Genomic DNA, 25,949 nt, shown 5'->3' with positions numbered 1-25,949 from the left:
GAAATATCAATACCTTGCTGAATTGCGGCGTTTGTCAGGCTTTGCCATTTGAAGTTGCCGTGATGTGCATTCCACTCCCCAAAAAACTCGGCATACCATTCCATCACGCATTGCGTTTTGAATGGCATAAAATCAATGCCGTAACGTTTGAGGCTTTGGCGAATCAAACGGACATCAAAGGCGGCGTTGTAAATCAGTACATCACGGCCTTTTAGTTCTTGGGCTAGTTGTTTGTAGATAACTGGAAATGTTGATGAACCCACTAACATGCGATTAGTGATCCCGTGGATTGCCATTGCTTCACCGGGAACTAGCTGAACTGGCATTACTAGTGTGTCAATCAAGACTTCACGGGTTAAAGCATCAATCACTGATAGTTCAACAATTTCTGCATCTTCGTATAAACCAGTGGTTTCAGTATCCAGAATAACGGCATTGTTTAAGTTGATAGGTTTCATGCTGATGTCTCCTCACGCTTAGCAATGGCATCCCGCAATCTTTGCGACTGCTGAAACTCTGGCTTTCTGCGATCAAACATCACTTCGGTTGCAACGGCTTGAACTTTAAACAAATCACAGATATCAATGCCATAAATGTAAGCCATTCGTATCGCATCCTGCGAAGAATCAAGAGGACAGTTACCCCCGCGAAATCTCTCAAAAAGGATTGCGCTGCTAAGGCGCTCGGCCTGATAGAACAATTTATATAGTTCTTTATGAACATTCATTTTGCACCCCCTGCCATCAAGTCGCGGTTGTATTGAAAGATGGCTAATTCTTTGAGGTACTGGCTGTGCTCCTTGGCACGCTGTTTGGTGGTTTTGAAGCCAAACTTCTCACGAAGTTGGCGAACGGTTTCGAGAGATTTTTGAGTGAGCTCAGGTTTTGGATTAATACACCCAGCCATATCTGGGCAAGGTTGGTGTATTGGATTTAAAATTGGTTGTTTGACGTTTTCCATGTCTGCATCCCCATACAAGCAAGTTTTTGATATGCATCAATAGGATTAGTCAATATCAATTAAACGTCAACATGGCTTCAACTGTGGTTTTAGACATTTTGTTAGCCTAAAATTTAACAAATAACGGATTTTCGTGGGTAAATGATGACTTACACAAATGAATTGTTAGACATGGTCAAAAGCAAGTATGGCCTGCCCTCAGACTATAAACTTGCCCAGAAAATTGGGGTAAGCCGTTCTCGCTTGAGTAAATGGAGAAACGAACTAAACTCTATGGATTGGGAAGTTGCTTTCCAAGTCGCTGATTTACTTGAAATTGATGATCAAAAAGTAGTTTACGGGCTACTTGAAGACAAATATAAAAACCCCCGCCTTATCAACGCCTTAGGTGAAGGAAAACCCGCATAACCTTACAAATCAGTGCTTTACCCTATGGTACATAATGCGCACTGAGAAGGGTTTGAGTTTTATAGCTGGGTCTAATCTGGTTCATGGCCTTCAAACACGCCTGAATCAAGCATTTCGTTGTAAAGCTCAGGCGTTAACTCTACCAAATCATAATCACCGTAATCAGTTGCACAGCTGATATTAAGTGCCTCCCAAGATTTGAATGTGTAAAAACCATCTTGCTCAGTAAATGTAGAAATCATTTCTGGAGTTACTTCATCAAAGTAAACTTTAGTTTCAGTCATACCCACAGCACTCTTGTTTGCGGCTAATTATAATGCCGGCTCCAATGGTTGGATCATCATGCCAAACCGTTTAAGTTCAATGCTACCAAACTTGTTCACGATAAAACTAGAGCTATGAACGGTATAATTACCTGCCGGATACGCTGGCTGGCTTTCTTGTAATTGTACTTTCATCAATGTCGGGAAACGTCCACCCAAATGAGCATAAGCATCCTGCTCATAGATTGTTCTTGGAGGCTTCCATCTTTGCCAGGATTGTTCGAGATGACTCATAACATGCATTTTTGTGGGCTCCTACAGGCAGCCGCTCCTTTAATGATTTCCCTGTCATCGTATGAACTCGATAATTTGAACTGTGTCACCGTCGGTACCTGAAAATCTCAAGGCGGTGGTTTCAAGTTTGAGCTGTTCACCTGCGGCCAACTACCAACCCTCGTTAATGACTTTCCGTGAGTGTTTGCTAAGTCTGCTTTCATTAAAATGTGACAGTGTGATGCATTGGCATTTATTGGTGAAATACCACTCTTAATGGGTAGTTTGCGGGCTGAAATGCCGTCACCACCCACGGGTTTGGTCAAAATTGGCGTAGTTGCATAGACTCTAACCGCCTGACCACTTTCAAATTTCACCCTTGGTAGCTCTGTAATCACAACCTGCTGCCCAGTAACAATGCCACTTGTGGAACTGGCCGATGTTCACCTGCTGGTTGAGTGACAGGGTCACGGTTGGCGTTTGGGTGATAGCAACTTCCTGACCATCCGTTGGCGGAATGTAGCGACCAAAACCAACCGCCCCCGCCTCGCCCATGTACTCAACGGTAATCGCCACATTCGGTAGCAATCAACACTGATTCAGTAAACGCCTCGATATACAGAAACTCGTCCACGCTGGAACATGTTGATGGAGTGCGGGCCGAACTTGCGCCCTAGCCTGACATGCCAACCACATAGACATGATGATTACTCAGCGCATTGTTTTGGTTGATAGGTTGTAGTTTCAAGCGGCCTGTTGCTGCTGGTCATGCTTCTTTCTTGGCAAGTTCAGTATCTTTAATCTTGAGGCTACGCACTTACATATTGCTAGACAGCCCAAGCATACCAATGGCAGCTACAGCCATGTACCTAGCTAACCATGGTGGCGGATTACCGCCGTATTTCACGATAAGCGGTGTTATTTTTTGTGCTACGTTTTCAGCTTGTTGTGGGTCAAATTCAAAGTTATGGTGCACCATGGTCTGCTCGATAGTCATCAAGGCCACCATGTCACTATTGATCTAGCCAAACATCCGTTCAGTATGAACAAGGCAAGATACTGCTCCATAAAACAATAACTCGTTCAAAAGTCCTAGTTTTGTTTGCCTACATTCCACCTGCAATTGTCGGGATGGAAGCCTGCGGGGCTTCCCATTTCTGGGCTCGAGAACGGTTTAACTCACCAATGCATCGATAATATACTGCTGATGGCTGCTAAGGTAGTTAATGTCTGTCAGATAAGCCAAATGATGCCCATCGTTGATATTTTCGATGAAAGCTTGGTTACCATTACTGACTTCATTGTGCATATGGTCGACCAAAGCTTGAATCCTGTCGATCATTGCATTCACTAAACCCAAGCGGTCAACGTCAAGCAAACCATAAGCATCACAAAACTGCTTGGCTCTTATCGACTGAGATGCTAAGTCACCCATTGCATCATATTCATGAGTTTTAAATGGAGCCCAGCAGTACAAAGCATAAGCGATATCCCAAGTTCTCGGTGCTGGGTGCGCAGTATCAAAATCAATAATCCCCACTGTTTCTGAGCCCATCAGCGAAACATTGTAAGGCGCATAATCCCCATGACAGATAACTTCTGTTGGCTCCCGACTTGGAAGCATCCACTTCATTGGTTGGTTCGAATGTTTTGATAAAAACGAACTAGATGCATCATGGTATAAGCGAAGAAGTTTTGCAGCAGAAGTCAGTGCTTCAGTCGTAGCGATATTACCTTTCAGCGGATAATTGAAAACGTCGCCTTCCACGTAAGACAATATCTCATTATTTTTGCCGTCGAAACCGTAAGGCTTAGGTGCCGAATTAAAGCCGTGTTCGGCAATATGTGACAACAAAAACTGTACAGTTTCAGACCACTTGCCACGTGGTCGATAAATCTTATTATCAGAGCGAAAAATATGACCTTCGCGTCCACCTTGAAGCTCTTCCATCGATATCCTTATGTGTAATTTGTCTTGTGCTTATAACGCCGCTACAAGTTGTCCGCCCCAAAAGACCACCGTAAACAGACAAACAACCCATACCAAAAATGTTCCGTGGTAAAGGCCTTGATACTTATTGAGCCTTCTCCGACAGCATAGCCATCAGAAGGCGACTAAACCCAATATGGAGAAGACTCAGTAAGATTTTATAACCAACAGTGCGATTATTACTGCGGGATTGATCTAAATGCTCGCATTTTCTATGTCTGCATACTCGATAATCTCGGTAAAAAATCGTCCTAAGAAGATCAATGCTGACACAGATGAATTACTGGGCGCCCCTGCGCCTATCAATATTGTGGTTGGTGTCGAGTGCATGCATTGCTTAGAGGTGGTAATTACCCTATTTGTGTTATTTGTTGTGGATCAAATTAAAAGTTATGGTGCATTATGCTTTTATATGAAGCACCAACCCAACGCATAACTGACATCCGTAGAGATTTTACGAGAACAACCTCTTATGGGTGTACAACGAAACAGTATCCGTGGGCGATGACTCATAATTCCATAGATTTCCATGATCGTACCTCATGGGGTACTCATGCAGAAAAGTTGAGATTAAAGCATAAAGTTAGAGTGCTGAAGTTCAGCCACCAGCAGTAAAAAATGCAATCCAGATCGAATCGGCAGATAGAGTCACCTATATTTCTGTCTAACGCGGCTGTGCGCTATTGTCCCCTTTTTAGAACGCACAAAAAGCCTTACTTTTTATATCGCTTAAAGCTGATTATAGTTAACGAATGAAAAAATTATAGTGCACTAGCATGTAGGTTCTGGCAATAGAGATCAAAATATGGTTCATCTTCAGACAAGTTGATCGTATATTATCCCTATCATAATATATATTAATACCATTCCCGCTTAACCAAACGACTTAACGCTACATGGGTATAGAAGAGCTTTGTTGTTGTACTTAGCAAAAATACGATGAGTTTAAGGAAAAACCAGTATGAATAAGTTTCTCATCATTGAAGATAATAAGATGATGGCCAAAATCATGGCCGAGCTGCTAAGAAAAAGCGTCCCTATTCAAAAATTACATTATGCGCTTACCGCACAGCAAGCCTATACCGCTTTGCTTAAAAATACAGTTGATTGTGTTTTTCTCGATCTGAATCTGTACAAACCTTTAGACGGTATTGAGGTATTACAATATATCAAAACACAATATCCTTCTCTTCCTGTGGTTATCGTAACGGGTGACAGCGACATTGATACCGTAAAACGGGTCATTTCCCATAAACCAAACGACTACTTGGTCAAACCGCTTTCGATGCAAAAAATTCAACGTTGCCTTGAAAAGCTGGATATACTCCTATTGAGTGAAGATTAGTTCATTCCACCCGTTACAACGTAATGGATAAACAACGTATTTAACTGTCGCTCAACCCTATTTCTTAAATGAAAGCTTAGCTCCATCAAAAATAAGCTTACTCATTAACTCCCTCACAGCTTGCTGACCGAGATCATCAAACTCGATGCCAAGCTGTTTATTCCCCCCCATCAGCTGATGATTACAGACTTTCCCCGATAGCGGATACATTAGTTCCGTACTAGGATGAACTATTTCAATCGCCAAATGACTATTGATCTCTATCGTTGGACCATTTGCTTCTAGATAGAAACTGCAACCGGAGCTAGACAGATCTTTTAGAACCACATGCACCACGCGATTGGGTAGAACGATTTTACCCTCGAGGCTAACGTTATAACGCGGTTCTTTTCTTAACTGAACAACGTTTATCTGAGGAGGAATATCAACAACTAACAGCGGAACGGGATCTGTAATAATATGGCTGAGCTTGGTTCTTACATTAACCAAAGCCCCTTCACCTTTTTCAGAAACAGCCTTAATGGTCACCCGATAACCGAGCTGGAAAAATTGCTCTCTTTCAATCTTTGTCACCTTTGGCAGTTCGATAAACAGTTTATCTTTACCATTGGTACCAATAAACACTGAACTCACCTGATAGAGCTGCCCTACCGGTGTTTTAACGCTCAGTGTAATCTCGCTCCCATGAGAGACTTCCATTAATCCTGGTAGTGAAGGTTTAGATAGCTCCCTCGTACGACTTTCCATCGCCCGACGCTTTATCTGACTCAGTTGCTGGTTCACAAATATTCCTTACTACCTTTATCGCTTTATTAATGAATTCTAATCGTTGTCGAACAGTGTCTACAATAGCCTTCACCGCCAATTTATCGTGTATTGGCATTAAAACACTGCACACCATAGTTTTGCCCATTAGCTTCACACTCATAATTGATAGCAAAATATATTTAACTCAAAGATACAGCCTCGAGAGAAAAGCATCAAAACCATTGACAAAAATATCAATCAACTCATAATGCTATCTTTTACGCGTTATCTGCACATGGCTATTACAATAAGAGATATTGACCAGCACTATTATATGATCGAAGAGCTAAAGTCGATTACTGAGAGCAACGTCACAACCAAAGCGTTAATTAAAGGCGGTTATATGGCCGTTGAACTTGGAAAGCAATTAGAACAAGAGAAAGAAAATAGAATAAAAGCCGAGCAAGCCTTAAGCGACCTGCAACAAAAGATCCATCATTATCTAACCAGTCATCAGGCTTTAGTTGATATAGCCGTTTCCCATGCTAAAAGTACTCTAACGAAATAGACTTCCTCGAAGCCGAATAATTAACAGCTGTAGAATCGAAATTCTGCGGCTGTTTTGCAATATATCGATTTACTTTTCCGCCACCAGCGCAGCCTGCCACATTGGAATAGCTTTAAATGCCGCTTCCAAGTAAACCTGAAACAAACTAACACTAAGAGCAATATCATACCGTCATCCAAGAATCAGGCACCCTCACGGCCGTTAGCTTAGCCTCTACGGCTATTTTACCAATCCTTGTGGGTTCTCTGCCCCACAGCCAAAACAGTAATTCCCTTGAAACTGTTCCTGAAATGACAAACCGGAAGGTATTAATACCTCTGAGGCCTTATCCATAACTTCATCACCTGCATAAGATACCGCTAATGGTAACAAGTATATACGGCATTAAGGCCCTCGGAATTCGGCCGTGGAAAGCCATGACTTAAGGAGCCGTTATCTTACCACCAGCTCGGTAAAGCCTGTCGTAGCGTCAGGCTCACGGGTAAAAGACAAATCGGTATATTCTGCCAGGCAAACCTCTGCAGTATAAGACACCATAGAACCTTCCTGTAGGTGTCCGCCATAGACACGCCCTGATTTATCCGCCACGGAGATATGCAAATGAACATGCTCTGGCGTTAAGGTGCCACTTAGGGTGAGAATTTCTAGCGGCCCTGCTAGTTCGAGGCTCTCTGATTCATTGGCAAGCCGAATAGAGGCGTGGGAAAGGCAACCAACACAACTTAGCAGCGAGCCTGCTTTAATGTCTTGTTGTTGCACATACGCCAAAATGGACGACTTCAGGTCGGTACCGAGAGTTAAACGAAACGCGTGGGGTGTTAGCATATAGGTAATCTCTATTGATGTTAGATACAAAAAAGCTCCCCTGGCTGGAGAGCTTATTGTCTGCGAATCTAATCGACTTTAAGCGCGTCTTCCCCGCTTCTTTGAGCCGCCGTTATGCGGAAAAACATTGTGGATACGCTGCTTCACCTTGGCTGGCACCGTCTTTGAAAAAACCAGTTTGGTCGCAAAACGATTCTTATAGACTTTGATCTTGCCAGAAAACGGCTGCTTATGCGCGATATCTTTGCAGCCGGCCAAAAAGCCATTTGGGATCTGACCTTTCTGCTGAGTGAGTTTTCCCTCCTCAAAGGTCAGCACCATGATTGGCCGATCTTTAAACACCAAAATAAATACAACAATGGCAAGGACAATCACAAATCCCATAAATTCCATACTTGGCTCCTCTCTAAGTTCCTTTCATGCCTAGATCTACAAAATGGTAATTCAAAAGGTTTTGAGTAGATCTTCGCTTTAGCTAGAGGCTATATCTAGATTCTAGTTCTTTTCTTTACTTAGCCTATTCAAAATCAAGCAGTTCATGGAGATCATGCTTGAGATCCAATACCTGCTTACTTGCCACCTCCGTCTTGTTGGATTCACTCAACAAGTACTCAATGGTGTCAGACAAGGTACAATCCAGCTCTTTGGATTTCTCCGCCAGCCTTTCCCAAACACGGTAATCAAGATCAATAGATTTTTTACGGGTATGAACTTGCTCGGCGTTGAAATGGCGCTTTCTCTTGGCGCGGATAGCTTGTTTAAGCTTTTTATCAAGCTCCGGTGACATATGGCTATCAATCCACTTTAGCACCTTGGTTGGTTCATGTTCGATAGATAAGAGGCCATCAACCGCTGCTTTTGCTTCACTGGTATCAATGTACCCGGTGATCGCTTCACCTTCTTTCCATTTCTTTACTAGATAATTCCATTTCCAACCGGCTTCAAGGTTTTCAAGCTGCTGATATTTCATAGTCGTCAGGGGTTCTCGATAAGTCTAAACTTAAGTAGTGACAGTGTAACTGTAAGACACCTAAAGCTCAATTCCATTTTGAACTTTAAGCATTTGTTTTTAAGTCGATCTCAACCAAATTGCAAATGAAGTCAATAACATTACACACTAAGCTATTATGCAGGCATTGATTCATTTATACTGCTGACCTTTTCACATTACGAAATAAAGCACACGCCCATGCATGAACAAAACTGGCGCTCGATGACTCCAGACTACTCTCAGTACCAAGCCATCCTTGAACAGTATGATGATCTTCTTCCCGCGACTACAGGAACCTTGCAAGATCGCCTATCAGATGCTGTGCGCCGGTTTACTGCTGTCGAACTTCAACCTCGAGTATTACGTATTACCGCACCTGATAATAAGGTTTACCGTGATTATGTCATTGAGCTGATTTCACAACAAGCTGAAGCCCACAATAAATCACCGGTCATCGTCGCTGGCGAGAATGTTACCGATCAAAACCTTTTTGGTGCCGTATATCCACCGATTGAAGAAAACAACATCAGCAAGCAGCAGGTAAAACATGGGCTTGTACACCAGGCCAACAATGGCTACTTAGTGCTTTCTGTCACGGCTATCCTAGCGAACCCAAGTTTATGGCCTCGTCTTAAAAGCATTTTGATGAATGGGACGCTGGAATGGCAAGCAGCCTCAAACAAGTCCTTGTACCCTCTGCCACCAGCAGAGCAGCTCAATATCAAACTGGTGCTGATTGGCGACCGTTACCTGATGGCTGAGCTGGAGAATGCCGAACCGGACATCTCTTCGGGCTTTACCATGTATGGCGAGTTCGAACAGGACTTGATCATTGACAAGGATAACCTTCCGCTTTATCTCGCTTACCTCAAAGCCATTATCAAGAAAGCCAAACTGCCAGAGCTGGCGGACTCACAAGCACTAGAGATGGTGCTAAAGACAGGCGCCCGTTACGCCGAAGATCAAACCCGCGTGCCGCTTTGCCCTATTTGGCACCAAAGCCTACTTTGCGAAGCCGCCCTTGAGTCGCAAGATCAGAAAATTACTGCCCAGCACCTGAGAGATTCAATACAGGCGCGTGAATATCGCGAGTCTTACTTGCCAGAACGTGCAATTGAAGATATCCATCACGGTCAGGTACTTATTGATTGCCAAGGTGAAGAAGTCGGTCAGGTCAACGGGCTGACTGTCGTTGAAGTACCGGGACACCCTCGCGCCTATGGCGAGCCTGCCCGAATTTCGTGTGTGGTGCACTTTGGTGACGGTGATATCTCGGATGTTGAGCGTAAAGCAGAGCTTGGCGGTAATATCCATGCCAAAGGTATGATGATCATGCAGGCATTTATCAGTACCGCATTGGATTTAGACCAACCTTTACCTTTCTCCGCCTCTATTGTTTTCGAACAATCGTATTCCGAAGTCGATGGCGACAGTGCCTCTTTGGCAGAGCTATGCTCACTCGTATCTGCGCTATCAATGCAGCCTCTTAATCAACAAATCGCTGTGACCGGTGCTGTTGACCAATTTGGCCGTGTACAGGCTGTAGGTGGCATTAACGAAAAGATCGAAGGTTTCTATCAGGTTTGTGCATTCCGCGGCCTAACGGGTAACCAAGGTGTCATATTACCGAAAACAAACATGACTAACCTATGTCTCAATGATGAAATCCTCGATGCCATCAAAAACGGGAAATTCCACTTGTGGAGCGCAGAAAGTGTTGATGATGCTCTACCACTACTTACCGGCCAAGCCTTCCGCAGCGATGATCAGGATGCAGAGACTCTGTTGGCAAAGATTGCAGAGCGCATTGATATCTTCCATAACGGTGAAATGGTGAAGCACATCGGTTTGTTAGCGCGCATCCGTAACTGGTTGGTCCAGAACTGATCCGAGTTGTTTGGCGTACATGTGTAAGCTAAATTGCCTCCATACTTTTTAAGGAGTTTTAAAGTCTGATGAAACGCCAGCAATCTTATAATTACGACGAACTTGTTGCATGTGGTAAAGGCGAACTTTACGGTCCAGCTTTCCCTTCCTTGCCATCTGACAACATGCTGATGATTGACCGTATTGTAAACATCTCCGATGAAGATGGTGACCACGGCAAAGGTTTCATCCATGCTGAGTTAGATATCCGCCCTGACCTGTGGTTCTTTGATTGCCACTTCAAAGGTGACCCTGTAATGCCAGGCTGCCTTGGTCTAGATGCCATGTGGCAGCTGGTTGGCTTCTTCCTTGGTTGGGCTGGCGGCGAAGGTAAAGGTCGTGCTTTGGGTGTAGGTGAAGTGAAGTTTACTGGTCAAATCCTGCCAGAAGCGAAAAAAGTAACCTATGAAATCCAGCTTAAGCGCGTTATCAACCGTAAGCTCATCATGGGTGTTGCCGATGGCCGTGTCTTGGTTGATGGTAAAGAGATTTACGTCGCAAAAGATCTGAAAGTTGGCCTATTCAAAGATACGTCAAACTTCTAAGCAACAGTAAACAAGTTATCAAAAAGTCGCCAATGGCGGCTTTTTTTGTATCTGGCTAGTGGCTAGTGGCTAGTGGCACTATGCCATTCAAGTACGTTCACGTAAAGTTACGCCGTCACTATATCAATATCAATGAATGCTGAACTAGCAGACATGAAGTGTTGGTCCATTGCCCATTGCCCCCAGCTTATCGCCATGGCCTGTAGAATAGAAAGAGCCCCTGTTCCTAATAGGGGCTCAATAAGGGAGATATGAAGGGAGGTTTATTATTTAAACAGGCCAGATTGCAGATCTTCTCGTGCTTCTCGCCAGCCACCTAGCCAGTTAGTACGGGCATCTGTCGCTTGATACGGACAGTCTTCACTGGAACGTCCATTTATGCCAGCTCTATAGCCTTGAGATTGTGCGCGTTCCAGACGATCCCGCTTTTGTCTCTTCATAAGTTCGATCCTCATCCTTATCATTTACATTCATTACTATTGCATAATGATGGAGATGTTGTGTCTCCACTATTAAGAATTAGCGAAACAGAAGCAGAGATCAACTACGAAAACAAAACAGGCTCACAAATTGTGAGCCTGAGTGTAATTTGACCAATTTTGACAAAAAATTACTTTCTTCGACGGAACCCTAGGAAGCCAAGGAAAGCCATTGCCAATATGCCAAGCGATGCACCACTACGTTCAATATTGACTTCTGACTTAGGCCGCTCCTGAACTGTCGGCTCATCATCAGCAACAATCGGAACAAGCTTCACAGCCACTGTGCGCTCCACACCTGGCTCACCACCTTGACAGAAAGAGTTTGTCGTCAGATCGTCGTAGCCGCTTTCACACTTATAAGCTGTTGCAGAGATAACACCTGCATCATTTACGCCTGTAGCATCAAAGATACGGTACATATTCGCTGTGCCGTTCTCATCACCATCATTGGTCAAATCGTCAAGGAAATACACATCACCTTTCTTCAATGCAACTGAGCCTTCAATATCGCCCATCGCATAGGTAAAAGCACGCTGGCGACGGAAACGACCATCAACCTGATTCACTGACTCAGCATCTAAGCGACCAACAATTTGATCATTGTTATTAATTGCTCCTGGGTGACCATTGGCACCATTGAAGAACAATTCAGAGATGGAAGTATCCAAAAATGTCGGTGCATTTGGCTTCTCTTCGTTGTCATAAACAAACATACGCTCTACGTATGAACGGTTATCAGAACGGAAGTTTTTCGCAACACCAATCACCTTATTATTCTTGTTTATACCGGTCGCAAGCGTATAGGTCAGCACACGGTCACCACTGCTTTCCAGTTCAAGGCCCGGTATTATCGTTTTGGTGAAGCCCTCTTCTGTTACACTCGTCGCGTCTTCCGGAAGCTCCCAAATTGCCGCCCGCATCGCATAGTAGTCATTGTCATAACGATCGGTGGTAAACCCAACAACAACGGGTTGACCATTAACAAGCTCAACCGCTCGTGCTCCGGCTTGGAATGAACGGTCCTTGTTATCAGGGTCCAAAGTAGCTAGGTCGTTCTTTGAAAGCAGCTGAGCATCAACACTTGATGTGGTTCCGTCAACTGTCCAGAAGACACCGTCGTTAGCAAATACAGACAGCTGACACTCTTTGGTGCCGTAGAAGCTGTCTAGACCTTCTTCAAACCTTGTCGGACAATTTCTGAAAGCCGACTCACTAAAGGTAGGATCATCTCGGTTACTACGGTTATTAGGCACCTTGTTGTCACTGTCACTAAAATCGCTTCGATCGTAAGACGCACTTCCCACAACCAGCAGCTGGCCGTTATATTCAACCGTATCCCACGCTAGAGATTGGCCAGCAGTTGTTGTCAGTGAATCCGTACCGGCTGGAGCAAGGCCTACCTTGTCATCACCAAGATTAACAAAACCACGCTTGTTAAACTGACGAGCATAGCGCTGGTTGTCGTAGAAGTAGGCACCGCTTGTCACACCCAAAGTATATTCGCCAACGGTATCGGCTGTGCCTTGAGCATTGATCACACTGTTAGTGGTTTTATGATTGCCTGAATCAACGATTGACCCCAATGCCGCTACTGCATCGGTATCATAGTTAGTTTGCTCATCTGCAAAAGTTTCAACTGCAGAGAAGGATTCAAAACCACTAATGGCAGTCGCATTGGAGAAGAAGTTTTGGCTCCATGCTTCTTGTTCACGGATCAAGCCGCCGAAGCCACTGCGATCTGAAATGTCATTGGTGTTGTAGCCATTACCATAGAACTGGGTACGCGCCCATTCACGGCAAGTATTCGGGCCTAAATTATTGTCACAGTATCGGTATAGATCATCTTCATCGTTAACACGTTGAATATTATCAAGAATAAACGGCACTTCATCACGATAATTGATGCCATCAGCACCAAAACGGCTTTCACCGAATACTGAATAGTCAGAATCATTACAGCTACCATCAAAACAGTTGTCACCAGCTGCAGATGCAGTGATACCCTGACCGTAAAATTCGACTTCCTGGTTAATATCCAAATTACTGTAATAATCTTGGGACGTAATACCTGAGTTGTCCGTAACCTCAACCACACGGTAAACAGCGGCGTTAGCGCCTGTCGCACCGGCTACCAAAACGGCCAGTGCTGACAATTTTAATGTCTTATGTTGCATTAAGCTTCCTTCTGCATTGCCTCAAGCTCTTCCCAACGTTCAAATGCTTGCTCAAATTCAGCTTCTGCTTCCGCCAAACGGTTCAGCGTGCCTTCAGTGTCATTTTTCACGTCCTGGAAGAAAGCAGGATCATTAATCAATTCCTGCAACTGCGCAATTTCATTTTCCAGTTCTTCAATTTTTAGCGGCAGATCTTCCAGTTCCTTCTGCAGTTTGTAAGAGAGCTTTTTACCTGCTTTAGGACGTTCAGTCTGACGCTGCTTGTTCTCATCTTTTTTCTTTTCTGCCTCTATGTCGGCAGCGTGTGCCTTCGCCCTTAGGCTCAGCGAATTAGCACGTTGTTCCTGGGCATCGTGGTAGCCACCAACATATTCATCAATGACACCGTTACCTTCGAAAATCCAGCTTGTTGTCACTGTATTATCAACGAACTGACGGTCGTGGCTCACTAACAACAAAGTACCCTGATAGTTGGCAAGAATATCTTCCAAAAGTTCCAATGTTTCGATATCTAAATCATTGGTTGGTTCATCTAGCACCAATAAATTATTAGGCTTAAGGAAAAGTTTCGCCAACAGCAGGCGGTTTTTCTCTCCACCTGATAGCGCTTTAACCGGGGTACGGGCACGGCGTGGATGGAACAAGAAGTCCTGAAGATAGCCGAGGGCATGGCGCGTGCGGCCGTTCACCGTCACTTCTTGCTTACCGTCAGCCAGATTGTCCATGACTGTCTTTTCAGGGTCCAGGACTTCGCGATACTGATCAAAGTACGCTACATCTAGTTTTGTACCACAATGAAAGTGACCCTGTGACTGAAGATCACCCAGCATAATTTTTAACAGCGTACTCTTACCACAACCATTGGGACCGATGAGTGCAATACGATCACCACGCATAACATTGAAGCTGAAGTCGTTGATGATTGGTTTGTCGCCATAGCTATAACTAATATGCTCAGCCTCAAACACGATTTTGCCCGAGCGCTGCGCATCTTGAAGTTGCATGTCGGCCTTGCCTACCACTTCACGGCGCTCGCTGCGTTCACGACGCAACTGTTTCAGTGCCCTAACCCGTCCTTCGTTACGAGTTCGACGTGCTTTGATCCCCTGACGGATCCACACTTCTTCTTGCGCTAGCTTTTTATCGAACTCAGCATTCTGCTCGGCTTCTACCCGAAGCATCTCTTCTTTATCTTCGAGATACTGATCGTAATCACCAGGGAAAGACGCTAGCTGGCCACGGTCGAGGTCGACGATTCGGGTTGCCATCGAGCGAATAAACGCACGGTCGTGCGAGATAAAGATGATCGAGCCTCTAAACTCTTTTAGGAAGCCTTCTAACCATTCAATAGTAGAAACATCCAAGTGGTTAGTCGGCTCATCAAGTAGCAAGATATCAGGGTCACAAACCAGTGCGCGCGCTAATGCGGCTTTACGCTGCCAACCACCGGATAAATCTTTGAGCAATGTATTTGGCTCTAACTGAAGATGCTCCAACACCGATGAGATCTTGTTATCGAATTGCCAGGCATCAGCATGATCAATTTTTTCTTGCGCTCGACCTAATTTTGCGAAATTAGACTCAGAAGGATCATGGGTGATCAAATCCAACAGGTGGTGGTACTCTTTCAATACCTGCCCTATTTCTGCTAGACCTTCTGAAACATAATCAAAAACGGTCCCTTCTGCATTACGAGGAGGATCCTGCTCTAAACGCGAAACAACCAGCTCGGACTCACGCTGAATACTGCCATCGTCAAGCAATACATCACCGGCAATCACTTTCATCAAAGTGGATTTACCAGCACCGTTACGGCCGACCAGACAAACACGCTCTTTCGGCTGTAGAAGAAATTCTGCTTTATCAAGCAGCGCGTGATCACCGTACGCCAATTGGGCGTTACTAATATTAATTAATGCCATTGTTGTTTAACCATAGTGCCAACTCATTAGCATCGAAGGGCCAACCGAGTTCTGGGCTATTTGAGTCTGAATCAGGATTAAGAATAGAGAGCACAGGAATTGTGACGCCGTAACGAGAAAAAAGCACGTCATCAAAGGCGATATCCACCACTTGAACGTGCTCTTTTACACCAGCTTGTACGAGCAGGCTATAAGCCTGCTCGCAAAGATGACACCCTTCTGTGCTATAAAGCGTGATTAGCACTTAATCTTCCTTGTGGGTAATGATCCAGCAGTTATGAATCTGTTTGTTGCGACTAAAGTCCATTGGCAACGTTTTATCAGAAATGTTCTTCGCTTGTAAGCCAAGTTCTTCAAGTTTCTCGATGTCCATCTTGAACTGACGCTTATTATTCGAGAAAACTATCTGACCATTTGGTCTTAGCATACGTTTTAGGTTCTCAAATAGCATGATGTGATCACGCTGAACATCAAAGCTCTGCTTCATTCGCTTCGAGTTTGAGAACGTTGGCGGATCAATGAAGATAAGATCAAAGTCACCATCCGCTTCTTGCAACCATTGCAGACAATCCGCTTGAACAAACTGGTGCTGAGAGCCCACTTGGCCATTAAGCTCCATGTTCTCTTGTGCCCAACGTAAATAAGTATTGGACATATCAACAGTTGTTGTTGACTTCGCACCGCCACAAGCAGCGTGACACGTTGCGGAACCCGTGTAAGCAAACAAGTTAAGGAAATCTTTACCTGCAGCCATTTTACCAAGCTGCTTACGCGTCACCTTGTGATCAAGGAACAAGCCGGTATCAAGGTAATCGTATAGATTAACCTTCAGATCAACGCCGTACTCATTCACAATCATGTGGCGTTCAGCACTAGAAAGCTTCTGATACTGACTCTTACCCTTCTGGCGCTCACGCACTTTTAGGATAACCTTGTTGTTTTCAACACCGGTTACCTGAATCGTTGCGCGCATGATATCCATCAAACGGCGACGTGCTGTCTCTTCCGGAACCGTTTTAGGTGCCGCGTATTCCTGAATAATCAGGAAGTCTTTATATTTATCGATCGCTGCATTGTAGTTTGGTAGATCAGCATCGTAGAGGCGGTAACACTCCAGCCCTTCTTTCTTTGCCCACTTGCTTAGCTTGGTAATATTCTTCTTCAAGCGGTTTGCAAAATCTGGTGCGACTTCTTTCTCTTCGACGCGCCCTTCAGCTTCACCTTCAACATGCTTAACACCACCGGCTGTGATCTGGTATGTTTTCAGCACACAATCCAGCGCACCATTGCTCAATTTGAACTGCTTGTCTGCACGCATACGCAAACAACTTAACAATTCATTAGAAGATGAATACATTGAAGCGGTAGAGCCGGCGAAAGCAAGCTTCAAACGGTTACCTAGTTCACTGTACAGAGAGACCAGTTCAGGCGTTGTCCCCATACGCTCACCATACGGAGGGTTACACAGGATCACACCTTCAGAGAACCCCTCTGGGCATGTAAGCTGAGTCGCGTCACCATATTCAAAATCAATCAGATCTTTAACACCGGCACGACCTGCGTTATCGCGCGCGATAGAGAGAACGCGGCGGTCCATTTCACGACCAAAAAACTTAGTTGTGACATTTGCAGGACCACGACGGGCTTTTACCTTCGCTTCAGCGTGAATTTCAAGCCAACCTTCACGGTCAAAGTCTTTAATCGCCTCAAAGCCCCAACGTTGACGTTTGATACCTGGCGCAATATTTGCCGCGATCAGCGCCGCTTCAATAAGCAAAGTACCCGAACCACACATTGGGTCTAGCAATGGCTTCTCTGGCGTCCAGCCAGACTTCATCACCAATGCCGCCGCATGGGTCTCACGCAATGGCGCTTTACCTGCTTCGCTACGGTAACCACGCTGATGAAGACCGCTACCGGCCATATCAAGGCCCAGTACACCTTTCTCACCAGACAAACGCATGTGGATACGTAGCTCTGGGCGTTCACGATCAATGCTTGGACGACGTAAATCAGCCTTGGTAAAGCGATCGACAATGGCGTCTTTCACTTTCATTGCACCGTACTGGCTGTTACGGATTTCACGGTTGGTACCATTGAAGTCAACAATGATACGGGTGTCACTACCAAAGTAATTTGGCCAGTTAATCGCAGCCGCACCTAAATACAAATCCATGTCATCACGAACGTTAAATTCGCTCAGTACCAAGATGATGCGCGATGCTACTCGCGTCCATAAACAGCATCGGTAAGCCGTTGCTTGCTCGGCCTTAAAACGGACGCCAGCATGTACAACCTGAACGCTGTCAGCGCCAAGTTTCGTAAGTTCTTCTGCAAGGAGGTTTTCAAGACCTCGTGAAGTGATAGCTAAATATTGATTCATGGATTTCTTTTCACACTTATGTTGCGGTGAATTATAACTGAAAACCCAGTAAATACCTTGTCATAAAAGGTGCTAACTCGGTTATTTAGCTAAAAAAACAGCAATCAAATGCAACTACACGTCACATTACTCTCCGCTTCTAGACTTTGATGCCGCCGAGTACCTGCGCCTTTGCAAATAACTAAGGCCCAACTGACGTTTCCTCATGTGTACAATGCAAGCAAAGCTATTATCCACAAGTGTAAACAACCGTTCGTGAAATACCACATATAACACCAGCACCATTATCCCCCACAGGAAACAAATCATCGTAACCACTTAAAATCAAAAACTTACAGTTATACTTTTTCTGCAAATAAACCATTCAAAGTCGGTGCTGACTAACCTGCAAACCTTTCAACCCTATACGGTCAACCCTAACCACTAGCAGTATTTCCTTCTAGGAACTAATGCTCGTGAGGATATAATAAAAGCCTACGACAGCTTGTTGCTGGCAGGTGATTTTATTACATGAATAAGGAAATTGAGGAAGTTTTTTTCATTTCACAGTGTTTTCAGGTGCGAAATTACGGTGTTTTTTTGCCCACCACCGATGAAATGAGGTAGAAAAAAAATGATAAAAAGATAAATATTTTAGACTTGTGTCACCAATAATGACGCTTTATTAAACAGCTAAAATAAGAAAAGGCTTATTCTGGGTTCATGTATTCTTCGCATCCCTTTAAGCGATACCCTTCTAACGAATAGTTTTATTGAGAAATCAGCAGCAAAAATACCAATAGTCTATCTCTTATCTAACGAAACGGCCCCGCAAGACCCCTTTTCAAATAACAAGGTCACACGAGGCGATTCCAACCGCTCATAACTCAGCTGGATTAAGAAAGCGTGTGACATACAGCAATGACAAGACAAAAGCAGAATAGATTAGCTTCGAGAGGTTAAAGTCGCTTTATTCGGTTTTAAATGGGACATAGGCAATAAAGACGAAGGAATTAGGATTAGGCTGCAACAGACAAAATAAGTGAAGAATCAATTTTGAGAGGAGTTTTACACGACGGTTTTGTCGTTCGAAGTTCAAAGTTCGAATTAACGACCAAGATAAATGCCATGGGATAGCTAGGATGGCAGAGTCGTTTTCTGTGTGTGGACCACGTTAGATACGCCGTAAAACCTGGAATGACTCACGACATCGGATTAATAGTCTCTATTATCCGACCAAAGCAAGCGTTATTGGCACTTCTACAGCCCCATGGTAGGCCGTCATACGGTCATTCATGACCTTTATCGTCTCACAGAAGGCCATTTCTTTTGCGGGATTAAGCGCTAATGCGTTTGTATCAGCCATCATACATAAGCTTGCAGAGCCACTGTTTTCAATTATAAGGAACTGCCCTTCACTGAGCTCGGTTGAAAGAGTGACAATATCTCCCTGCTGAGGCTGCTGCCCTTTTGAGCGCTGATGAAAAAACCAGCTTTTTGGCATAAGAGGCTTATGGAAACGACTTGCCGCTACAGCATTTAATGCAAGCTCTACTTTACGCGGTTCAGATAGGTCCAGGATAGACATTCCTTCGAGGAAGGTTTGGTAGACAGATGCATCGTCAACCGTAAAGGTTGTACGTGCAAAAGCACAAGGAACTAAGTTTTTGGTAGGAATAGCCACGCGGAAAATCATGTTATCACCAAGATCCAACATGAGAGCATCGTACTTCTGATCGTAATACCACATCCATGAATTATTGGGTTTTAACATAAGCACCGCTCCATATCCGTATCTGTTACAAAGCTTATCCACTACAACAAACAAAACTTTAGAGCAAATTCTACTGCCCTACAGGCAAATAAAAAGAGGAAGAAAACTCAAAAAAAAACATAACAAACGTTGTATGTTTGACAAAATCCCCATTGATAAGGTGATAAACAGGAAATCGGCATAAAAAAAGTACCTGCAAAATTTCTCTTGCAGGTAGCTTATGTCTGATTCTCTCTCGAGATCATTTACTGTACTGATAATTAGATATTTGTGACGATATCTTTAACCAATTTAGGGCCGTGGTAGATAAAACCAGAGTAAATCTGTACCAGACTCGCACCCGCTGCCATTTTCTCACGAGCAGATACTGCTGAATCAATGCCACCGACACCAATAATAGGTAGCGCACCATCAAGTTCTTCCGCCAACAGACGGATCACTTCAGTACTGCGGTTCTGAAGTGGACGACCACTTAGACCACCAGCCTCATCGCAATGCGGCATGTCTTTGACCAATGAGCGATCCAGTGTTGTGTTGGTTGCGATGACACCGTCGATCTTATTTTTGATCAAAGATTCAGCTATCTGCTTAATCTCATGATCTTCTAGATCCGGCGCGATCTTAAGCGTTAGAGGGATATATTTACCGTGCTTTTCAGCCAACTCCTTCTGCTTCTCTTTCAATTGAGCAAGCAGATCGTCAAGCATTTCACCGTACTGAAGTGTACGTAGGCCAGGAGTATTCGGTGACGAGATATTTACCGTGATATAACCAGCATGCTGATACACCTTTTCCATGCAGATTAGGTAATCTTCTGCGCCCTTTTCAATCGGCGTATCTTTGTTCTTACCAATGTTGATGCCGATAACACCGTCATACTTGGCTTTCTTCACATTCTCAATCAGGTTATCAACACCAAGGTTGTTAAACCCAAAGCGGTTGATAATACCTTCAGCAGGAATGACACGGAACAAACGAGGCTTATCGTTACCCGACTGCGGACGTGGAGTAACGGTTCCAACTTCGACAAAGCCAAAACCCATTGCGCCAAATGCTTCAATACACTCGCCGTTTTTATCAAGGCCAGCAGCCAGACCAACAGGATTTTTGAATTTGATACCCATCACTTCAACAGGACGATCAGGAACGTGTTGACGATAGAAAAGATCAAGAGGAGTGCCGGTAAAGCGAGAAAAGTTCTGAATAGCTAGATCATGCGCTTTTTCTGCATCAAGCTTGAAAATAGCGGATCGAGCGAGGCGGTAAATCATTGTACCTCCTAATAAAAGCCCCGTGTAAACGGGAGAACATTATTCACACTTTGGTACCTAAATTCAATGACTAATTTATGTTTATACCGAAAAAAATGGGCTAGCCCATAAAATATTCGGTTAGACTCTTGAAAAGGATACTTTTATTTTTTCAAGAGAAAAGCAAACGTTTATATCTCCGGCTTTCAATCGAAAAAAAGCCACCAAAGACATCACGGTGGCTTTTCGAACAGTGATTACTTCAAATTTATAAGCTTCAGTTAAATATAAAACCAAAGAGCTTATTTATATCACTATGCTACTGTTTTACAGTTTAAATTCAACAACATAAGCTCACGAAGTGCTACTGAAAATTTAGCAAATTCATGCGTTGTACCCACTTTGAACTCTGCGAGTACAGTATTCCAACGTTGAATTGCGGACTTATGCTCACCCATCCAGTTGTCAATTAAGCTTTCTGCATCAGGAGCCTCTAACCCACTACTGATTACCGCCAGCGTCAACTGACGCTGCTGCCAATCGAGATCTTCGCGGAATGAGGCACGCGCCAGAGCCTGCCAATGGTTTTCTACAGGCTGATTGTGGACTTGCTTGAGGAACCAGTGTAATGACAAATCAGCCCCGACAACAAAATAAACACGAGAGATGAAATCAAGATCTTTTTCTGAGTTGGCGGCAATTTGAGCAATATCCATTGCCGAGTATAAACTACTCAAGCGTGCAATATTATGCGCAAGATCTTCAGGGATCCCCTGCTTCATCATCACATCAGCTTGCTCGTTATGCTCTTGAACCTCTTCCGTGACAAGGTAACGCTCTAGGTTTTCGCGAAGCTTGTTTACAATCGGTTGGTAGAACGCAATCATTTGTTCGATGCCCAGCTTTCTATCACGATTGCGGAGGATCCATCGGGTCGCACGACGCAACATTCTGCGGCAACGATAAAGCACTTCGTACTGCACTTCCGCAGGGATCACATTATCGAGTGACCGGACCTGATCAAAGTACTGCTGAAAATTAAACACTTCTCGGCCAACGGAATAAGCCGAGGAGATTTCTGCAATCGTGGCTCCCGTTTCTTCCTGAAGGCGGGTGACGAAATTACACCCCATTTCGTTAGACATCTGGTTTGCTAGCGAGGTCGCAATTAACTCTTTGCGAAGCGGATGGTTTTCCATATGGCTGCGGTATTTATCTTTCAACTCTTTCGGAAAATATGCCGGTAACAAACGAGCATGATAAGGGTCATTAGCGATTTCTTCCGTCACCAACTCTTCTTTCAATACCATTTTACCGTATGCCACGAGCACAGCGAGCTCCGGACGGGTGAGCCCCACGCCTGACTTCTCACGCTCTGCCAGCGTATCGTCATCCGGCAAGTATTCCAGCGCACGATCCAACTTGCCTTCTTTCTCAAGATGGTGAATAAAACGGATCTGCTCTTTAAGCAACTGAACTTGCTGCTGCTGGGTCACAGAAATCGATTCGCTTTGACAATAAGCATCATCAAGAACGATATCACCGACTTCATCTTCCATACGCTCAAGCAGTTCATTACGCTGCTTGTACGTTAGGTCTCCGCTAGCAACCAGTGAGTTCAGCAAGATCTTGATGTTTACTTCGTTATCTGAACAATCAACCCCACCAACATTATCGATAAAGTCAGTATTGACCAACCCGCCTTTTTTCGAAATCTCTACTCGACCTAGCTGGGTCAAACCAAGGTTGCCACCTTCACCCACAACGCGGGCACGAAGCTCACTGCCGTTGATACGCAATGCATCATTAGCACGATCACCGACATCGGTATGGGTTTCAGACTCTGATTTCACGTAGGTACCAATCCCCCCATTCCACAACAGATCCACTTCCATTTTCAGGATCAACTTGATCACTTCGTTTGGTGGCAGGCTCTGCTTGCGTGTTCCCAGTAGTTTCTGGATCTGCGGGGTAAGTTTAATCGACTTACTACGGCGGGAGAAAATACCGCCACCTTCCGAAATCAGCGTTGAATCATAATCTTCCCAGCTAGAACGAGGCAGGTTAAACAAGCGATCACGCTCTTTCCAGCCACTTGCAGCATCCGGGTTTGGATCCAGGAAGATGTGCATATGGTTAAAGGCAGCGACCAAGCGAATATGCTTTGATAGCAGCATGCCGTTACCAAACACGTCTCCAGCCATATCACCGATACCGGCACAAGTGAAGTCCGTTGTCTGGCAGTTAATACCCAACTCGCGGAAGTGACGCTTCACAGACTCCCAACCACCTTTCGCGGTGATCCCCATTTGCTTATGGTCGTAGCCATTCGAGCCGCCAGAAGCAAACGCGTCACCCAGCCAGAATTTGTAGTCTTCAGATACCGAGTTAGCCAAATCAGAGAAGGTTGCCGTCCCTTTGTCAGCGGCAACAACTAAATACGGGTCATTTTCATCATGGCGAACCACGTTTACAGGGGGATTCAGTTCTCCGTCGATGATGTTATCTGTGACATCCAGCAAAGCACGGATAAAGCGCTTATAACAACGCTGTCCTTCAGCCCAAATTTCTTCACGGGTAGATAGCTGAGGCTGACGCTTACAAACGAAACCACCTTTTGCCCCAACCGGAACAATAACGGTGTTTTTCACCTGCTGCGCTTTCACAAGGCCCAAGATCTCAGTACGGAAATCTTCCTGGCGATCTGACCAGCGCAACCCACCTCGGGCAACTTTACCGCCTCGCAGATGCACACCTTCAATATCTGGTGCGTAGACAAAGATCTCAAAAAAAGGAACCGGAGCCGGGATTTCTGGGATCTCCGATGGACGAAGTTTCAGAGACAGCCATGGCTTTGGTTGGCCGTTGGTATCAAGCTGATAATAGTTGGTACGCTGCGTTGCAAGGATCATCTCCATGTAACGGCGAATGATCCGATCATCATCCAAGCTTTCTACGTGCTCTAGCTTTTCATTGAGCTTAGCAATAAGTGTACTTTCAGCTTTTTTCGAATATTTACGGCTCGGATCGAAACGCAACGAGAACAACTCAACCAAGGATCTTGCAAGATCACTATGACCTGAAAGCGTTTCTTCAATGTAGTGCTGACTAAATGGGAAACCGACCTGTCGCATGTAACGAGCAAAACTACGCAAAATTGTAATTTCACGCCCGGTTAATCTTGCGCACAATACCAATCGGTTAAATCCATCACTTTCAAGTTCACCATGCCAAATGGCCGAGAAAGCCTCTTGGAAGCGATCACGCGCCTCACTCAAATCGATTCCGTTACAGGCATTGTGTAGCATCGCGAAATCAAGGATCCAATAAACCGTTCCGCGCTTGGTGACCACCTGATACGGCGACTCACCAATCACACGCAGACCCAAGTTCTCCAGCATCGGCATAACATCCGAAAGGTGGATAGGCTCGTCACGGTGGAACAGTTTCAGTTTTACAAAGCGGGAGTCACTCGCCTCTTCCTGTGGGCGGTAGAACAGCATACCCAGTTTATTATCTTCGCTAAGGCTTTCTAGTTGCTCGATATCGGCAACGGCTGAACCCGGTAGCATCTGCTCTTTATAAGAGCGCGGGAAGGCACTACCATAATTTTTTGCCAATGATGTACCACTACTTTCACCAAAATTCGCGATAAGCGATGCGCTTAAACGATCATCCCAAGATGCAGCAGCTTCAACCAGGTTATGTTCTATGGCTTTGATATCGACATCGAAATTATTATTTTCGACTCGCACGATATAATGCGTTCTTGCCAGCGGACTTTCCGAAAAGAAAGTCGTGAACTCCACATCCTGTTTTGAGGCAAAGTAGTCTTTCAGGACTTCTTGTGTCTTACGTCGTAACTCGGTGTTATAACGTTCTTTCGTGACATACACCATGCAAGAGAAGAAGCGGCCAAAAGGATCACGGCGAACAAACAAGCGTAATAGATCCCTATCCTGCATACGAACCACACCACAACCGACATCCAACATCTCTTTTTCATTGGCTTGGATCAGCTCATCACGCGGGTACGTTTCGAGTAAATTATTCAGTGCCTTCCACGAATGTGATCCAGCCGGATAACGACTATCTTCTAAAATACGCGTAACCTTGTTACTGATCAGCGGAATGTTCATTGTCGATTGATGGTAAGCGGTAGAAGCATACAAGCCAGTAAAGCGGTGCTCACCAATGACATTGCCCTCTTTATCAAAACGCTTTATGCCAATGTAATCGGTATAGGCTGGACGGTGAATTTTCGACTTGCCATTGCTTTTTGTGAGGATTAACAAGTCAGGTTTGCGAGCTTCAATTCGGGCAGACTCGGGAAGTTGTGACAGGCGAAGAGTTCTAACTTTACTGGTATCGCTTAGCAGCCCTAACCCTTGTTCATCACAAGGACGCAATTCATAGTCACCTTCTATCGGTACAAGATCATACTTGTGATATCCCATGAAAGTAAAGTTGTGATGTGTCACCCAGTCCAAGAAGGCAATGGCCTCTTCACGGTGCTCTTTATTAACAGGTAGGTCGGCTTTCTTGAGTTCTTTCACAATCGCCTGCATTTTTGTTTGCAGCGATTGCCAATCATTAACCACCAAATCGACATCTTGAAGGACTTGTGTTAGCTCTTGTTTTAATGCTTCAAGCTCTTTCTTATCGTTAAGGCGATCAACCTCAATATGGAAAAGTGTTTGTAGGTTACCGTCCTTACCACATGCTTCAGTAATTGTGCCCTCTGCATTTCGTTTAAAGAAATACGGGCCATTAAGCATCATGTGACTAGTAATCCCCAAACGGGTCAAGGTCATACGAACAGAATCAACCAAGAAAGGACGGTCTGGAGTGACAATTTCAACGACGGTATGAGGTGACTGCCAGCCATAGCGGCTAAGTGTCGGGTTATAGACACGAACAGATATTTGGTCAGGCTTATTTTTTACAAGGTGATGCCATAAACTCAGTACAGCACCATAAAGGTCAGATTCATTCCTTTGAAGCAGATCATCATCTGCCAGTTGTCCTAACAACTGCTGAGCAAACACTTCTACTAATGACTGCTGGGGTGTCTCAATCTTATCCTGGATTAAGTCATACACTTTCTCAAGCAGTACCGGCACAATAGGGTCAGGTGCGGTCAT

The 25,949-nt window shown here is 44.6% G+C and carries 25 protein-coding genes; 5 read left to right on the top strand and 20 right to left on the bottom strand.

Annotated elements, in window-relative coordinates:
• From ACVA53_RS19615 to ACVA53_RS19605, 3 genes are all read right to left on the bottom strand, one after another.
• Window positions 1-458 (bottom strand): 3'-5' exonuclease (locus tag ACVA53_RS19615; protein ID WP_446506009.1); only part of this gene is annotated, 458 nt, incomplete at its 3' end.
• Entirely contained in the window at window positions 455-727 is a 273-nt protein-coding gene (locus ACVA53_RS19610) for a hypothetical protein (protein ID WP_446506008.1), read from the bottom strand. The genes ACVA53_RS19610 and ACVA53_RS19615, both read right to left, overlap by 4 nt.
• Window positions 724-960 carry a hypothetical protein gene (locus tag ACVA53_RS19605; protein ID WP_446506007.1) on the bottom strand — a complete coding sequence of 79 codons (237 nt, stop codon included), beginning with the start codon at window positions 958-960 and terminating at the stop codon, window positions 724-726. The genes ACVA53_RS19610 and ACVA53_RS19605 overlap by 4 nt, the downstream gene beginning before the upstream one ends.
• A 144-nt stretch (window positions 961-1,104) precedes the next feature.
• On the opposite strand from ACVA53_RS19605, the gene ACVA53_RS19600 reads away from it, so the two are divergent.
• A complete protein-coding gene (locus tag ACVA53_RS19600) occupies window positions 1,105-1,368 on the top strand; it encodes a transcriptional regulator (protein ID WP_446506012.1) in 264 nt (87 codons plus the stop codon).
• A gap of 71 nt (window positions 1,369-1,439) precedes the next feature.
• Here ACVA53_RS19600 and ACVA53_RS19595 read toward each other — a convergent pair whose 3' ends face one another.
• From ACVA53_RS19595 to ACVA53_RS19575, 5 genes are all read right to left on the bottom strand, one after another.
• Window positions 1,440-1,652: a hypothetical protein gene (locus ACVA53_RS19595; RefSeq protein ID WP_446506006.1), complete on the bottom strand. Its 213-nt coding sequence runs from the start codon at window positions 1,650-1,652 to the stop codon at window positions 1,440-1,442.
• Between the two features lie 27 nt (window positions 1,653-1,679).
• Window positions 1,680-1,934: a single-stranded DNA-binding protein gene (locus ACVA53_RS19590; protein ID WP_446506005.1), complete on the bottom strand. Its 255-nt coding sequence runs from the start codon at window positions 1,932-1,934 to the stop codon at window positions 1,680-1,682.
• A gap of 336 nt (window positions 1,935-2,270) precedes the next feature.
• Complete coding sequence (locus ACVA53_RS19585) at window positions 2,271-2,492, bottom strand: hypothetical protein (RefSeq protein ID WP_446506004.1); 222 nt, start codon at window positions 2,490-2,492, stop codon at window positions 2,271-2,273.
• 229 nt (window positions 2,493-2,721) lie between these two features.
• Window positions 2,722-2,901: a hypothetical protein gene (locus ACVA53_RS19580; protein ID WP_446506003.1), complete on the bottom strand. Its 180-nt coding sequence runs from the start codon at window positions 2,899-2,901 to the stop codon at window positions 2,722-2,724.
• 177 nt (window positions 2,902-3,078) lie between these two features.
• On the bottom strand, window positions 3,079-3,855 hold the full coding sequence (locus ACVA53_RS19575; RefSeq protein ID WP_255043971.1) for a phosphotransferase: 777 nt from the start codon (window positions 3,853-3,855) through the stop codon (window positions 3,079-3,081).
• A gap of 1,000 nt (window positions 3,856-4,855) precedes the next feature.
• Between ACVA53_RS19575 and ACVA53_RS19570 the strand changes: the two genes are divergently transcribed.
• Window positions 4,856-5,239 (top strand): response regulator, encoded by a 384-nt coding sequence (locus ACVA53_RS19570; protein WP_446506002.1) that lies wholly within the window; start codon window positions 4,856-4,858, stop codon window positions 5,237-5,239.
• Between the two features lie 57 nt (window positions 5,240-5,296).
• On the opposite strand, the gene ACVA53_RS19565 is transcribed toward ACVA53_RS19570, so the two are convergent.
• Window positions 5,297-6,022 carry a flagellar brake protein gene (locus ACVA53_RS19565; protein WP_255043969.1) on the bottom strand — a complete coding sequence of 242 codons (726 nt, stop codon included), beginning with the start codon at window positions 6,020-6,022 and terminating at the stop codon, window positions 5,297-5,299.
• 259 nt (window positions 6,023-6,281) lie between these two features.
• Here ACVA53_RS19565 and ACVA53_RS19560 point away from each other — a divergent pair, with 259 nt between their 5' ends.
• Window positions 6,282-6,554, top strand: a complete 273-nt coding sequence (locus ACVA53_RS19560; protein ID WP_446506001.1) for a hypothetical protein — start codon at window positions 6,282-6,284, stop codon at window positions 6,552-6,554.
• A 432-nt stretch (window positions 6,555-6,986) separates the two neighbouring features.
• Here ACVA53_RS19560 and ACVA53_RS19555 read toward each other — a convergent pair whose 3' ends face one another.
• The 3 genes from ACVA53_RS19555 to matP all read right to left on the bottom strand — a co-directional run bounded on the left by ACVA53_RS19555 (window position 6,987) and on the right by matP (window position 8,349).
• The gene (locus ACVA53_RS19555) at window positions 6,987-7,379 is read right to left on the bottom strand and encodes a PPC domain-containing DNA-binding protein (RefSeq protein ID WP_255043967.1); all 393 of its coding nucleotides are present in this window, start codon (window positions 7,377-7,379) and stop codon (window positions 6,987-6,989) included.
• A gap of 78 nt (window positions 7,380-7,457) precedes the next feature.
• Entirely contained in the window at window positions 7,458-7,763 is a 306-nt protein-coding gene (locus ACVA53_RS19550; protein ID WP_255043994.1) for a DUF3634 family protein, read from the bottom strand.
• Between the two features lie 133 nt (window positions 7,764-7,896).
• Complete coding sequence (matP, locus tag ACVA53_RS19545; RefSeq protein WP_255043966.1) at window positions 7,897-8,349, bottom strand: macrodomain Ter protein MatP; 453 nt, start codon at window positions 8,347-8,349, stop codon at window positions 7,897-7,899.
• A 219-nt stretch (window positions 8,350-8,568) separates the two neighbouring features.
• On the opposite strand from matP, the gene ACVA53_RS19540 reads away from it, so the two are divergent.
• A complete protein-coding gene (locus ACVA53_RS19540; protein ID WP_446506000.1) occupies window positions 8,569-10,257 on the top strand; it encodes an AAA family ATPase in 1,689 nt (562 codons plus the stop codon).
• Window positions 10,258-10,325: 68 nt separating this feature from the next.
• Window positions 10,326-10,841, top strand: a complete 516-nt coding sequence (gene fabA, locus ACVA53_RS19535; RefSeq protein WP_255043964.1) for a bifunctional 3-hydroxydecanoyl-ACP dehydratase/trans-2-decenoyl-ACP isomerase — start codon at window positions 10,326-10,328, stop codon at window positions 10,839-10,841.
• Between the two features lie 266 nt (window positions 10,842-11,107).
• Here the strand turns inward: fabA and rmf are convergent, their stop codons facing one another.
• From rmf to ACVA53_RS19495, 8 genes are all read right to left on the bottom strand, one after another.
• Entirely contained in the window at window positions 11,108-11,281 is a 174-nt protein-coding gene (rmf, locus tag ACVA53_RS19530; RefSeq protein WP_255043963.1) for a ribosome modulation factor, read from the bottom strand.
• A 170-nt stretch (window positions 11,282-11,451) separates the two neighbouring features.
• Window positions 11,452-13,497, bottom strand: a complete 2,046-nt coding sequence (locus ACVA53_RS19525; RefSeq protein ID WP_446505999.1) for a DUF3466 family protein — start codon at window positions 13,495-13,497, stop codon at window positions 11,452-11,454.
• Window positions 13,497-15,419 (bottom strand): ATP-binding cassette ATPase Uup, encoded by a 1,923-nt coding sequence (uup, locus tag ACVA53_RS19520; RefSeq protein ID WP_446505998.1) that lies wholly within the window; start codon window positions 15,417-15,419, stop codon window positions 13,497-13,499. The genes ACVA53_RS19525 and uup overlap by 1 nt, the downstream gene beginning before the upstream one ends.
• A complete protein-coding gene (locus ACVA53_RS19515; protein ID WP_255043960.1) occupies window positions 15,406-15,663 on the bottom strand; it encodes a glutaredoxin family protein in 258 nt (85 codons plus the stop codon). The genes uup and ACVA53_RS19515 overlap by 14 nt, the downstream gene beginning before the upstream one ends.
• On the bottom strand, window positions 15,664-17,802 hold the full coding sequence (rlmKL, locus tag ACVA53_RS19510) for a bifunctional 23S rRNA (guanine(2069)-N(7))-methyltransferase RlmK/23S rRNA (guanine(2445)-N(2))-methyltransferase RlmL (protein ID WP_255043959.1): 2,139 nt from the start codon (window positions 17,800-17,802) through the stop codon (window positions 15,664-15,666).
• 1,207 nt (window positions 17,803-19,009) lie between these two features.
• Window positions 19,010-19,555 carry a cell division protein ZapC gene (locus tag ACVA53_RS19505; protein ID WP_255044529.1) on the bottom strand — a complete coding sequence of 182 codons (546 nt, stop codon included), beginning with the start codon at window positions 19,553-19,555 and terminating at the stop codon, window positions 19,010-19,012.
• Window positions 19,556-19,815: 260 nt separating this feature from the next.
• Window positions 19,816-20,826 carry a quinone-dependent dihydroorotate dehydrogenase gene (pyrD, locus tag ACVA53_RS19500; RefSeq protein ID WP_446505997.1) on the bottom strand — a complete coding sequence of 337 codons (1,011 nt, stop codon included), beginning with the start codon at window positions 20,824-20,826 and terminating at the stop codon, window positions 19,816-19,818.
• A 293-nt stretch (window positions 20,827-21,119) separates the two neighbouring features.
• Entirely contained in the window at window positions 21,120-25,949 is a 4,830-nt protein-coding gene (locus tag ACVA53_RS19495) for an NAD-glutamate dehydrogenase (RefSeq protein WP_255044527.1), read from the bottom strand.

It is taken from the genome of Photobacterium sp. DNB23_23_1 (assembly GCF_052873815.1).
This window is presented reverse-complemented; position numbering and strand designations above follow the sequence as displayed.

Coding starts and splice junctions, on each gene's coding strand:
- ACVA53_RS19610 (WP_446506008.1), bottom strand. CDS start 727: ATGAATGTTCATAAAGAACTATATAAATTGTTCTATCAGGCCGAGCGC.
- matP (WP_255043966.1), bottom strand. CDS start 8,349: ATGAAATATCAGCAGCTTGAAAACCTTGAAGCCGGTTGGAAATGGAAT.
- ACVA53_RS19570 (WP_446506002.1), top strand. CDS start 4,856: ATGAATAAGTTTCTCATCATTGAAGATAATAAGATGATGGCCAAAATC.
- ACVA53_RS19605 (WP_446506007.1), bottom strand. CDS start 960: ATGGAAAACGTCAAACAACCAATTTTAAATCCAATACACCAACCTTGC.
- fabA (WP_255043964.1), top strand. CDS start 10,326: ATGAAACGCCAGCAATCTTATAATTACGACGAACTTGTTGCATGTGGT.
- rlmKL (WP_255043959.1), bottom strand. CDS start 17,802: ATGAATCAATATTTAGCTATCACTTCACGAGGTCTTGAAAACCTCCTT.
- ACVA53_RS19525 (WP_446505999.1), bottom strand. CDS start 13,497: ATGCAACATAAGACATTAAAATTGTCAGCACTGGCCGTTTTGGTAGCC.
- ACVA53_RS19595 (WP_446506006.1), bottom strand. CDS start 1,652: ATGACTGAAACTAAAGTTTACTTTGATGAAGTAACTCCAGAAATGATT.
- ACVA53_RS19550 (WP_255043994.1), bottom strand. CDS start 7,763: ATGGGATTTGTGATTGTCCTTGCCATTGTTGTATTTATTTTGGTGTTT.
- ACVA53_RS19600 (WP_446506012.1), top strand. CDS start 1,105: ATGACTTACACAAATGAATTGTTAGACATGGTCAAAAGCAAGTATGGC.
- ACVA53_RS19560 (WP_446506001.1), top strand. CDS start 6,282: ATGGCTATTACAATAAGAGATATTGACCAGCACTATTATATGATCGAA.
- ACVA53_RS19575 (WP_255043971.1), bottom strand. CDS start 3,855: ATGGAAGAGCTTCAAGGTGGACGCGAAGGTCATATTTTTCGCTCTGAT.
- ACVA53_RS19580 (WP_446506003.1), bottom strand. CDS start 2,901: ATGACTATCGAGCAGACCATGGTGCACCATAACTTTGAATTTGACCCA.
- uup (WP_446505998.1), bottom strand. CDS start 15,419: ATGGCATTAATTAATATTAGTAACGCCCAATTGGCGTACGGTGATCAC.
- rmf (WP_255043963.1), bottom strand. CDS start 11,281: ATGAAGAGACAAAAGCGGGATCGTCTGGAACGCGCACAATCTCAAGGC.
- ACVA53_RS19540 (WP_446506000.1), top strand. CDS start 8,569: ATGCATGAACAAAACTGGCGCTCGATGACTCCAGACTACTCTCAGTAC.
- ACVA53_RS19555 (WP_255043967.1), bottom strand. CDS start 7,379: ATGCTAACACCCCACGCGTTTCGTTTAACTCTCGGTACCGACCTGAAG.
- pyrD (WP_446505997.1), bottom strand. CDS start 20,826: ATGATTTACCGCCTCGCTCGATCCGCTATTTTCAAGCTTGATGCAGAA.
- ACVA53_RS19505 (WP_255044529.1), bottom strand. CDS start 19,555: ATGTTAAAACCCAATAATTCATGGATGTGGTATTACGATCAGAAGTAC.
- ACVA53_RS19495 (WP_255044527.1), bottom strand. CDS start 25,949: ATGACCGCACCTGACCCTATTGTGCCGGTACTGCTTGAGAAAGTGTAT.
- ACVA53_RS19590 (WP_446506005.1), bottom strand. CDS start 1,934: ATGCATGTTATGAGTCATCTCGAACAATCCTGGCAAAGATGGAAGCCT.